This is a genomic window from Geodermatophilus africanus (assembly GCF_900107105.1).
GTDB classification, from domain to species: Bacteria; Actinomycetota; Actinomycetes; order Mycobacteriales; family Geodermatophilaceae; genus Geodermatophilus; species Geodermatophilus africanus.
In genome coordinates this window covers 49936-60256 of record NZ_FNOT01000020.1, presented here as the reverse complement: position 1 = coordinate 60256, position 10321 = coordinate 49936, and the positions used below count along the sequence as shown (strand labels likewise).

Sequence of the window (10321 nt, the reverse complement as noted above, 5' to 3'; positions counted from 1 at the left end):
TCGACGGCCAGCTGCAGCGCCACGGTGTTGGCGCCCAGCACCTGCGCGGTGGTCGGCCACTGCCCCTCGGGCAGCAGGTGCACGAACGGCTCGTCGCCGTAGGCCTTCTCATACGCCGCCCGCACCGCGGCCTCGTCGGTGCCCGGGGCCAGGGGTGCCGAGCAGGTCGCCAGGATGCCCCGGCTCATCGGCACCAGCGTCGGGGTGAAACTCACCCGCACGTCCCGGCCCGCCGCCTGGGCGAGGTTCTGCACCATCTCCGGGGTGTGCCGGTGCACCCCACCCACCCCGTAGGCGCTCACCGACCCCAGCACCTCGCTGCCCAGCAGGTGCGGCTTGACCGACTTGCCCGCCCCGGTGGTGCCGGTGGCCGCCACCACGACCACCTCCGGCTCGACCAGCCCGGCGGCCAGCGCCGGCGCCAGCGCCAGCGTGACCGAGGTCGGATAGCAGCCCGGCACCGCGATCCGCCGGGCACCGGCCAGCCGCTCCCGCTGGCCGGGCAGCTCCGGCAGCCCGTAGGGCCAGGCCCCGGCGTGCCCGCCGCCGTACCAGCGGGCCCAGGCGGCGGGGTCGTTGAGCCGGTGGTCGGCGCCGCAGTCGATGACCAGCGTGTCGTCGGGCAGCTGGGCGGCGATCGCCGCGGACTCCCCGTGCGGCAGCGCCAGCACCACCACGTCGTAGCCGGCCAGCTCCGCTGCGCCGCTGCCCTGCACCTCCAGGTCGGCGTAGGGCAGCAGGTGCGGCTGCAGCTCCCCCAGCCGTCGCCCGGCGCTGGCGTTGGCGTGCACCCCGGCCAGCCGCAGGGCCGGGTGCCCGGCCAGCAGCCGGCACACCTCACCCCCGGCGTATCCGGTGGCGCCGGTGACCCCGACCGTCCACGTCCGTGCTGCGCTCACGCTGAGTCACGGTACCTCCGACTCCGGGGTCGGTGCCGTCATGCGGACGGGTGATCCTGCTCGCTCCCCTCGTCGGCCGAGGCGGCGGTGGACCCGCCGCCTCCTGGTCATCCAGCCAGCTCAACGGCCAGCCAAGCCGGCTGGAGCCATCCGGCTCGACGCCGCACGACCGGACCGACCCGGTCGCGGGTCAGGACGTGTCCATCACCGTGAGTGACGCCTCGACTTCTCGCAGCCGCCGAGGTCGGGCCACCCACCCCAGGACACCGGGCGGGCGCCCGGGCAGCCACCGCCCTCCGCGGCTCGTGTCCGGCCGGGACGGTCAGGACAGCGCGCCGACCTCGCGCAGCACCCCGAGGACCTCCGGCAGGTCGGAGAAGGCCTCCCGGACGTCGTCCGGGGTGGCGACAGCGTGGGCGTTCACCGTGACGTAGTCGGCCAGGGCGGCGTCGAACGCCTCCTCGCCGGCCTGCTCCCGGGCCTCGACCAGGGCGGCGCCGCCGAAGGTGTAGACGGTGTCGTAATAGGTGCTGTTGGGGCGCCGGAACTCCGCCGCCCAGTACGTCATGGAGCCACCCACCGGCGGGAAGTCGTCCACAGGGAGGTGGGCGAAGGGCTGCTCGTCGCCGTCGGCCACCGACTGGGCGAACGTCGCGAACGACTCGTCCAGCCACGGGTGCTCGCCCTGGTCGTTGCCCACCAGGCCGTAGAACCACATGTGCGCGAGCTCGTGGGTCACCAGCCCCCGCCGCTCGTCCGGGTCCACGTCGCCGAACTGGATGGCCCCGGGGAACTCGACGCCGCTCGTCTGGGCGGACAGCACCACCACCCAGAGGTCGTCGTAAGGGAAGGGGCCGAGCAGGTCGACGAGCCCGCGGTTGGACTCCTCGATCTGGTCCAGCCAGGCGTCCGCGTCGGCCTCCCCCACCTCCCGGTCGAGCCCCACGCGGACCCGGACGCCGTCGATCGTCCGCTCGGACACGTCCAGGTCCCCCACCGCGACCGCCACGTCCCGCACGGCCGGAGCGGTGAAGCGGTGGACGGTCGTCCCGTCCTCCCGGTCCTCCGTGCCGTCCGCCTCCCCGGTACCGAGGACCTCGTAGCCGGACGGCGCGACGACCTCCATCGAGTCCAGCAGGAAGTCCTCGCTCACGGCGGTCTCGCCGTTGACCGGGACGGCGGGACCGCGCTCCCAGCCGCGACCGCGCTCCCACGCCAGGAGGGGGAACGCCGTGGCGAACCAGGCGACCTCCGCGTCGGAGGAGGTCCCGACCCGCTCGTTGACCTCCTCCCCCAGCACCAGGTCGAACGTCAGCTCGGCGGTGAGGGTCTCCCCCGCCGACACGCAGTCGGCCAACGGCACCTCGACCAGGGTGCCGGCCGGCGCGTCGTCCGGTGCGCCGGCGGCGATGTCGAGGAAGGCGGCGTCCCGGCCGTCGACCTGCACAGCCGTCACCGTCAGCGAGCTCCCCGCACGCGAGGTGGCCGGCTTGTTCGGCCAGGACCGGAAGACCAGTTCACAGGTGTCCAGGTCCGGCGTGAACTCGACGACCTCGCGCCCGACCACGGTCGCGAGGTCGGGCGAGACCTCGAAGCGCAGGTCGACCACGGGCCGGTCGGGCCACGGCTCGGCGACGTCGGGCTCCGCGACGTCGGGCTCCGGGCCGGCGTCGTCCCGCCCCGCTGAGGTGCAGCCGCTGAGCACCAGCGCCGAGCACGCCAGGACAACCGTGACCCACCGTCGACCTGCGCGCATCCCCGTCCTCACGGCCTGGGCGACCGGGCGGTCCCGGCCGACACGCCCATTCTGACGCGTGCCCACCCCCGTGCGTTCCGCTCGTGACGACGAGTGAGCCATCCGTCATCGGCAGCCGGACCGGGGTCCCTGGGACGGGTGAGACGGATGAGACAACCGTTACTGGTCGTTATCTGGCGGATGCGGAGCGCATGTGCCAGCCTTCGAACTGTCACTACGCAATCACGGTCCGTCGCCATCGGTGAGCGGACGTCCGGAGGACCACTCGTGCGCAGTTCCCTCTCTACGGCCGGCCGCCGCGCCAGCGTGCTCGCGGCCGCGGCTCTCGTCTCCCTGACCACCGCTGCGTGCGGTCCCGCGGACCTGCAGGTCGGCACTGCCGGGGCGGCCGGTCAGGCCGCGAGCAGCCAGGCGGCGACCGACCGGCCGCTCGCGATCGGCGACGCCGCCACCGCTCCGAGCGCCGCCGTCCCGACCCCGGCGCTCACCTCTGCGGCACCGGCGCCCACGACCCCGGCGCAGACGCAGCCGCAGGCTCCCGTCGCCCAGCCCACTGAGTCGCAGGTCGAGGCCGTCGACGAGCAGCAGGCAGCCGTCCCGGCCGAGGCCGCGCCCGGGGCCCCGCAGGCGGCCGCACCCGCGGCCCCGGGCCGCTGGAGCCGCGACTCCTCGTCGGGCCGGTCGGCGGGCACCTCCGCCGCCGCGCCCGCCCCCGTCGCCGGCGCGGCTGCCGCGCCCGCCGCGGCCGGCACCTCCACCGGCGGGTCGGGTGGGACGTTCACCGACCAGGCGCGCCGGTCCTTCACCGCGGGCAACGGTCAGGCCGGCAACTACCTGCTGTACGCCGCCGGCGTCGACCCCACGAAGCCGGTCGGGCTGGTCGTCTACGTCGACGGCACCGGCGAGTACGGCGTGGACAACCCGACCGCGTCGTACGCGCTCGGCGGCTCGTCGGGGCTGGTGGCCACCAGCCGGGCGCGCAACATGATCACTCTGGCCGTGGAGAGCCCCAACCAGTCCTGCGAGTGCTGGCACACCGGCGACACGAGCGCCTACGCGGACTTCCTCGCCGGGCTCATCGAGAACCAGCTGGGCAAGTACCCGGTCAGCGAGCTGTGGCTGAGCGGCTTCTCCTCCGGCGCGCAGGAGATCACCCGCTTCCTCGTGCCGCGGCACCCGGAGCTGATGCGCCTCGGCGGCGGCTGGGTGGTGTTCGGCGGCGGTGGCCCGCCGGCCGACGGAGGGTCCGCCGTGACCGCGGCCCGCATGGCCGGGGTCCGCGGCCACTGGTTCACCGGCACCGCCGACACGTCCGTCCCGCTGACCGCCTCCTGGGGTGCGCAGGCCGGGGAGCGGTTCTACGCCGGCCGCGGCGTCGTCACGTCGAGCGAGTACCCGGCCGGTGTCGGCCACGCGCTCGACGGCCGGCTCGGCCGCACGGTCGGGCAGCTGATCGACGCCTCCTGACGACGACGGTGGGCGCTCCCCGCGGGGGAGCGCCCACCGTGGCGTCCGGGTTCAGGAGAGGCGGTCGGCCGTCATCACCCGGTCGACCAGGTCCTGGGTGAGGTCGGCCCGGACGTCGTCGGGCACCGGGAGCCCGCTGTCGGTGTACCAGTCGGGCGTGGCCTCCGGGTGCGGCCCCACGACGCCCACGACGCCTCGGCCGAAGGGCGCGACGACCGCCGCGGGCAGCCCGTTGTCGTAGGTGGCCAGCACCTCCGCCGGTCCCCGGGCCGGGTCGAGGTGGAACCACGCACCGTCCTGGAAGTAGACCTGGCGACGGCGTCCCGCCCAGGTGAGCGTGACGAGGCTGTCGCCGTCGTGGTCCGGCTGGGCGCCGGGCGAGGAGATGAACCGGTCGGTGTCCCCGGGCAGGAGGCCGAAGCCGGGGGTCTCACCGGCGAGGTAGCCGCCCAGGCAGAACCCGAGGTACGCCCCGCCGGACCCGACGAACTCCCGGATGGCCTCCCGGGAGCGCCTCATCTTCCGGTACGCCCGCCGCAGGCCACCCCCGCCGGGCTGGGCGTAGAGCCGGGCGCCGGCGAGCACGCCCGGCTCCAGCGGGAGGTCCTCGCGCGGCCCGACGAAGCGGACGTCGAGGTCCCACCGGCTCCGGCGCAGCGCGGCCGCCACCGCCTCCGGGCACCCGGGGGTGGACGCCGGCCCGCGGTAGACCAGCGCCAGGTCAGCGCGACCCGAGCGGTCAGGGGGCACGCACCCGGCCGTCTCCGTCGATGACCAGCGCCTCCCGCCGCGGCTCCGTCACCGACTGCACCCTGCGGCGCACCGCACCGCTCGCCCGGGCCACGAGCTCCTCCAGCGGGCCGCGCGCGTGGAAGCGGCTCCACACCAGCGCGAACGCGACGACGACCGCGGTCTGGATGAGCAACCCCGTCGCGTCGCCGGGCATCACCGACCAGCTGAGCAGCAGCAGGTGCAAGGAATACAGCGTCAGGGTCATGCTCCCCGCGGCCGCCAGCGGCCGCAGCAGCGTGCTGGTGGCGCGGCCGAGGAGGATGCAGACGCCCAGGACGACCAGGCCGAGCCCGATGGTGGAGGCCAGGTCCAGCGGCGTGGTGGAGTGCGGCGCCAGGGTCGCCAGCCACCAACCGGTGTCGGTCGGCGTCGTCCCGGTCCACCCGACCGCCATGACCTCGGACAGTTCGTCCGAGGACATCGACGCGCTCGCGGCCGCCTCGAGGTCGGTGCGACCGCCGAGGACGTCGAGCAGGAACCACGAGATCGTCTGCGCGGCCACGACCAACCCGGCGCCGGTCAGGATGATGGCCGCGACGGTGCGCCGCGAGGTCAGCAGTGCGCGCCCCACCGCCATGCCGGCGCAGAGGTATGCCATCCAGGAGAGGGCCGGGTACACGCCGGTCAGCGCGAGCTCCCCCAGCACCTGGCCCGGCTCGCCGACCAGGTCGCCGAACGTCAGGTTCGGCACCGTGTCCCGCACCTCGGTACCGGACCGCAGCCAGTGGCTGAGGACCGGCATGACCGCGGCGATCGTCGCGGCCAGGGCGATGAGCGCGCGGCTGGACAGGGTGAGCAGGGGGATCGCGAGCACGAACAGCAGCGCGTAGTACGGGAGGATCACCGAGGCGAAGTCGGCGGGCACCACGGCACCCAGGAGCAGCCCGACGCCGCCGATGACGAGCGCCCGGACCAGCAGCGCGGCCGCGTGACCCGGCCAGGTCCGCGCGGTCGGCCGCTGGCGGCGCCCCGTGGCGAACGCGACGCCGACGCCGGCCAGCAGCGCGAACAGCGCCGCCGACTTGCCCGCGGCCAGCGTCCACGCCAGCGACACCTCCCCGTCGTCTCCGACGGCATCGATGTTGTGGACGGCCATCATGCCGAACAGGGCGATCCCGCGGGCGGCGTCGATGCCGACCAGGCGGGCGGTCGACCGCAGGGCCGGCGCGGTGCTCGACGGGGTGCCCGAGACGTCGCCGGAGGGAGCCGGCTCGCAGGCATGGGGCAGCGACGGCTGCCGGCTCGCGGTCATCGCCGGGCCCCCGTCGCCCCCGCCGACACCCGGCGCCGGTTCCGCGGCGGCGCCGCCGTCGGAGCCCGTCCGACCTTCTGCGCCGGGATGCCGCACCAGGTGGTCTCCCTCGGCAGCACCTCGCCCTTCATCGCCAGGGACATCGCCGACAGCGTGGCGTCCTCCTCGACGACCGAGCCGTAGAGGACGACGGCCTTGTCGCCGATGGTCGCCCGGTCGCGCAGGACGACGTGGTCCATCTTCATGACGCGGTCCTCGAACAGGTGGGTCTGCAGCGACGCGTTGGCACCCACCGAGACGTCGTCCCCGATGGTCACCAGGTCGAACTCGGTCAGGTAGGTCGTGTCGATCAGCGTCCGGCGACCGATCCGGGAGCCGAACAGCCGCATCGCGGGGCCCAGCATCGGGGTGCCGGTGAGGAAGGTGAGCAGCGCCGGCACCGCCGCCGCCTCGTAGATGCCGGTCACGAACTCGGTCCGGCGCACGAAGCCGCTCCACAGCGGTCGCACCCGCGGCCGGTACCGGCCGACGACGGCCCACTTGAGCGCGGCCACCAGGACCACCACCAGGACGCTGGAGGCCAGGGCGACGAGCGGCGCGAGCAGCACGGTGGCCACCGTGTTCCACGACAGCGCCAGCGAGGAGAGCGCGTACAGGGTCGCGAAGGTCGCGACGGCCAGCAGGGAGCTGGGGAGCACGATCCGCAGGGCCTCGATGGCGTAGCGGGCACGGACCTGCCGCCTGGACGGGGTGAACGTCTCCGCCTCGGTGAACTCCTTGAACACCTCGCGGCGGGGGAGGAAGAACGGCGGCGAGCCGAGCCACGACGTGCCGGCGTCGGTCCCCGCGGTCGGCGGGACCGAACGGACGCCGATGAGCGACCCGTCGCCCAGGTGCGAACCCGAGGGGACGAAGGCGGCGTTCCCGACGAAGGCACGGGACCCGATCTCGGTCCGCCGGAAGGCGACGTGGCCGTTGGCGTAGGTGGCGCTGCCCACGCTGGCCATGTCCGCCACGAAGCTGCCCTCGCCCACCGTGAGCAGGTCCGGGTCGATGTTGGCGATGGTGGACACCTCGGCGCCCTTGCCGACCTTCGTCCCGAGGGCGCGCAGCCACATCGGCGTGTAGAGCGTCGAGTACATCGTGTTGTTGAACAGCAGGCTCTGCTCGAGCAGCTTGTCCCCCAGCCACTTCTCCAGGCCCAGCTGCGACCGCAGGTGGTGCAGGCCCTCCGGGGTCTCCGGCAGGACCAGGCGCCGGGCACCCAGGATGAGTCCGCACGAGGCCACCACGAACAGCGGGCCCGACAGCGCCGTGGCCAGGAGGCCGGCCGCCGTCCCGAAGCTGAGCAGCGCCCACCAGACGACGGCCACCACCGGCAGCAGGATCAGGAACGGCAGCAGCTCGAGCAGCAGGACCCCACCGGCGAAGCCGGCCAGGAGGGAGCTGGACCAGGTGCGCGGCGCGTCGTCGCAGGCCGCCATGAGCTCGACGACCGGGTCCATCGAGTCGGGCGCCGGACGGGCCGGGGACCCGGCCCAGGTCTCGCCGGCGGGGACGCTCCGGCGGGACGGCAGCAGCGACTGGTCGCTGAGGATGGCCTTCTCGCCGACCTCCGAGTCGGACTCCAGCACGCTCTCGGACCCGACGACCGCGCCGGCACCGACGGTGACCGGGCCGATGGTCAGGATGCCCTCGGCGACGCGGTGGGCGTGCAGCTGCGTGCCGTAGCCGATCGTCGCGCCGCGGCCCACGCGCAGCATCGACGGCAGCGAGACGTTCGCCGTCCCGATGTGGGCCTCGTCGTCGATCTGCGCACCGGCCAGCCGCAGGTACGTCACCGCCCACGGCGATCCGCTGAGGATGGTGAGCGGGGAGATCGACATCAGCTTCTGCACGGTCCAGACCCGCAGGTGCATGCCGCCCCAGAGCGGGTGGTCACCGGCGCGCAGGCCCCGGGAGAGCAGCCGCGCGCCGACGACCGGGAGGACCCAGCGGGCCAGCAGGTAGACGGTCGGCAGCGCGACGGCCAGCTGGACGACCAGGGCGAGCGAGGGCTGACCGTCGTTGAGCCCGTACAGGACACCGACGGGGAACAGGAACGCCAGGATGATCGCGTACAGGACCGAGACCTGCGCCGTCCCGAAGCCGAGGACCCGCCTGCGGGAGGGCGGTCCCGGCCGGGGCTCGCGCGGCTCGAGCGTCACGGGCTCGTCCGACGGGCCGGAGGTGCCGTCCTCGAGGAACGTCGCCAGCTCCCGGACGGTGGGGTGCTTGTAGAAGTCCAGGATGGACAGCCCCGAGCCGAGCTCGCTCTCCCGCATCGCGGACACGACGTTCGCCGCGACGAGCGAGTGACCGCCGAGCGCCTCGAAGAAGTTCGCCTCCACCGAGACCGCACCGGCCGGCAGGTTGAGCATCTCCTCCCACAGCCCGGCGATCCAGGCCTCCGCGGGGGTCGACGGCGGCTCGTGCTCGCGGTCGGTGCGGATCAGCCGGGGACGGGTGGGCGCGGGCAGCCGGCCGCGGTCGGCCTTGCCGCTGGGCAGCATCGGGATGGAGGCGACCGCGTCGAGGTACGACGGGACCATGTAGGGCGGCATCTGGGCCACCAGCTGCTCGTGCAGCTCGGGGATGACGGCGTCGGCCGCCCCGGCGTCCCGCAGGATGACGTAGCCCGCGAGGTCCCCGCCGGTGTCCGGCGAGGCCAGCAGGGTGACGACGGCGCCGGTCACCTGGGGGTGCTCGAGGAGGACGCTCTCGATCTCCTGCAGGTCCACGCGGTGGCCCCGGACCTTGACCTCGCTGTCCGCGCGGCCCAGGTACTCCAGCTCGCCGTCGGGCAGGAACCGGCCCAGGTCGCCGGTGCGGTAGATGCGCTCGCCCGGGATGCCGCGGGGGTCGGGGATGAAGCGGTCGGCGGTCAGGTCGGGCCGGTTCACGTAGCCGCGCGCCACGCCGGGACCGCCGACGCAGATCTCCCCGACCTGCCCCGCGGCGACCGGCTTGCGGTCGTCGTCGAGCAGGGTGACCCGGTAGGTCGGCAGCGGGCGGCCGATGGTGACCGGCTTGCCCGGCCGCAGCACGGCCATCGTGCAGGTCACGGTGGTCTCGGTGGGGCCGTAGGTGTTGAGGATCCGGCGGCCCGGCCCCCAGCGGTCGACCAGCTCGCGGGGGCAGGCCTCGCCGCCGACGTTCACCGTCCGGATCAGCGGCAGCGTGCGGTCGAGGGTCGCCAGCACGGTCGGGACGCAGTAGATCATCGTGATCTCGGTGTCCTCGAGGAAGTCGGCCAGCCCCGACCCCACCCGGCGCCCGTCGGTGGGGCCGGCGACGACCGTCGCCCCGACGGCCCAGGTGGGCCAGATCTCCTCGATGGAGAAGTCGAAGGCGATGGTCATGCCCTGGTAGACGCGATCGGTCGGCTCGACCCCGTAGAGGGACGGCACGATGCCGACGAAGTTGCAGATGCTCGACTGGTTGATCTCGACGCCCTTGGGGCGGCCGCTCGAGCCCGACGTGTAGATGATGTAGCAGACCGGGTCGCCGTCGGACTCGATGCCCGGCCGGGAGCTCGACTGGACCGCGAGCTCGGGCCCCAGCTCGTCGAGGTACAGGCCCTCGCAGGGGAGCGCGACGCACGACGCGGCGAACGACGTGTGCGTCACCAGCAGGCTCAGCGAGGAGTCCTCGGCGATGTACTGCAGCCGGTCGGCGGGCGCCTCGGGGTCGATCGGGACGAACGTCGCCTCGGTCTTCGTGACGGCCAGCAGCGCGACGTAGGTGTCCACCGAGCGGTGCAGGAGGATCCCCACGCGGACGCCGGCGCGCGCGCCCCGGGCCATGAGCAGGTTGGCCAGCCGGTTCGCGCGCTGGTCCAGGTCCGCGTAGGAGACGCGGTCGCCGTCGCACTCCAGCGCGGGAGCCGACGGCCGCTCGTCGCAGGTGCGCTCGAAGAACCGGCTCAGCCGGGTGACCAGCGAGCGCTGCCCGGAGATCTCGGCGACGAAGTTGTCGTGCAGCCGGTACGACGTGGCGGTGTTGTCCCGCATGTCGTATCCCGGAGCGGTGGTCGGGGACGACCGCTCGACAGGTCCCCCGAATGCCGAGAAGAAGTCCCAGTCATCGCTGTGCGTTGTCATACATCAACTCTCT

Annotated in this window: 6 protein-coding genes; 1 reads left to right on the top strand and 5 read right to left on the bottom strand. The window is 74.0% G+C overall.

All coding sequences use genetic code 11. From position 1 onward, the window contains the following. Both argC and BLW63_RS23110 read right to left on the bottom strand, forming a co-directional pair. A partial coding sequence (gene argC / locus BLW63_RS23115) for an N-acetyl-gamma-glutamyl-phosphate reductase (RefSeq protein WP_091161531.1) occupies positions 1-899 on the bottom strand: 899 nt, incomplete at its 3' end. A 322-nt stretch (positions 900-1221) separates the two neighbouring features. Continuing rightward, on the bottom strand, positions 1222-2655 hold the full coding sequence (locus tag BLW63_RS23110; RefSeq protein ID WP_091161529.1) for a M1 family aminopeptidase: 1434 nt from the start codon (positions 2653-2655) through the stop codon (positions 1222-1224). Between the two features lie 267 nt (positions 2656-2922). On the opposite strand from BLW63_RS23110, the gene BLW63_RS27100 reads away from it, so the two are divergent. Then, positions 2923-4122 (top strand): hypothetical protein, encoded by a 1200-nt coding sequence (locus BLW63_RS27100; RefSeq protein WP_091161527.1) that lies wholly within the window; start codon positions 2923-2925, stop codon positions 4120-4122. A 51-nt stretch (positions 4123-4173) separates the two neighbouring features. On the opposite strand, the gene BLW63_RS23100 is transcribed toward BLW63_RS27100, so the two are convergent. Genes BLW63_RS23100 through BLW63_RS23090 form a run of 3 tightly spaced genes read right to left on the bottom strand, consistent with a single transcriptional unit; the run spans position 4174 to position 10218 of the window. Next, positions 4174-4872, bottom strand: a complete 699-nt coding sequence (locus tag BLW63_RS23100) for a BPL-N domain-containing protein (protein WP_211517253.1) — start codon at positions 4870-4872, stop codon at positions 4174-4176. Further along, complete coding sequence (locus BLW63_RS23095; RefSeq protein WP_139263759.1) at positions 4862-6166, bottom strand: heparan-alpha-glucosaminide N-acetyltransferase domain-containing protein; 1305 nt, start codon at positions 6164-6166, stop codon at positions 4862-4864. Before BLW63_RS23095 ends, BLW63_RS23100 begins: the two co-directional genes overlap by 11 nt. Continuing rightward, positions 6163-10218 carry a Pls/PosA family non-ribosomal peptide synthetase gene (locus tag BLW63_RS23090; RefSeq protein ID WP_211517252.1) on the bottom strand — a complete coding sequence of 1352 codons (4056 nt, stop codon included), beginning with the start codon at positions 10216-10218 and terminating at the stop codon, positions 6163-6165. Before BLW63_RS23090 ends, BLW63_RS23095 begins: the two co-directional genes overlap by 4 nt. Positions 10219-10321 lie beyond the last annotated feature (103 nt).

Coding starts and splice junctions, on each gene's coding strand:
- BLW63_RS23110 (WP_091161529.1), bottom strand. CDS start 2,655: ATGCGCGCAGGTCGACGGTGGGTCACGGTTGTCCTGGCGTGCTCGGCG.
- BLW63_RS23095 (WP_139263759.1), bottom strand. CDS start 6,166: ATGACCGCGAGCCGGCAGCCGTCGCTGCCCCATGCCTGCGAGCCGGCT.
- BLW63_RS23090 (WP_211517252.1), bottom strand. CDS start 10,218: ATGCGGGACAACACCGCCACGTCGTACCGGCTGCACGACAACTTCGTC.